Origin of the sequence: Streptomyces ossamyceticus (assembly GCF_001418475.1) — a bacterium.
GTDB lineage: Bacteria > Actinomycetota > Actinomycetes > Streptomycetales > Streptomycetaceae > Streptomyces > Streptomyces ossamyceticus.
This window is the reverse complement of sequence record NZ_LIQX01000842.1, coordinates 511-1,313: the sequence shown is the minus strand read 5'-3', so window position 1 is coordinate 1,313 and position 803 is coordinate 511. Positions and strand designations below refer to the sequence as shown.

1 protein-coding gene is annotated in these 803 nt (G+C 76.5%); it reads right to left on the bottom strand.

All coding sequences use genetic code 11. The features are described from left to right. A partial coding sequence (locus AOK15_RS39570; RefSeq protein WP_240508810.1) for a PP2C family protein-serine/threonine phosphatase occupies nucleotides 1-803 on the bottom strand: 803 nt, incomplete at both ends.

The following is an 803-nucleotide window of genomic DNA, read 5'->3' as shown; positions in this document are numbered from 1 at the left end:
GCCCTCCTCGCCTCCCTCGCCCTCCTGCCGGGCCGACTTGGCGACCATGTCGTCCAAATGGGCGAGCACCTCGTCCGGCGGCAGATCGAGGTCGGCGAGGGTGCGGACGGCCGTACGGAGGCGGCCCATGGCGGCGGCGCCGTCGATGCCGTGGCCCGCGACCTCGCCGACGACGAGGGCGAGGCGGGCACCGGAGAGCGGGATGACGTCGTACCAGTCGCCGCCGACGCCGGTGAGCTCGTCGGCGGGCCGGTAGCGGACGGCGACCTCGGCGGCGTCCTGGTCGGGCAGCCGGCGCGGCAGCAGGCTGCGTTGCAGGACGAGCGCGGCGTCCCGCTCCCGCGTGTAGCGGCGGGCGTTGTCGACGCAGACCGCGGCACGGCCGACGATCTCCTCGGCGAGGCCCAGGTCGACGGCGTCGAAGGGGTCCTGGCGGTCGCGGCGGAAGAACGTGGTGATGCCGAGGGTGATGCCGCGGGCCCGGATCGGCACGATCATCACGCTGTGCAGGCCCAGCGCGTCGGCGGGCAGCTCCCGGCCGCCGGGGACGGCCTTCGCCCACCCCGCCGACCTGGGGTCCAGGCTCGGCTCCGACCACGACCGTCCGCTGACCAGCGCGCGCACGGGGGGTGAGCCGGCCGCGTACGAGGCGACGGCGCCGATCTCCACGACGGCCTCCGGCACTCCGGGGCGCACGGACTGCTGCCCGGTGCGGCGCAGCGGGACGGAGCCGTCGCCGAGGGGGCCGGGCTCGGCGCCGCGCAGCACGGAGTCGAGGAGGTCCACGGTGACGAAGTCGGCGA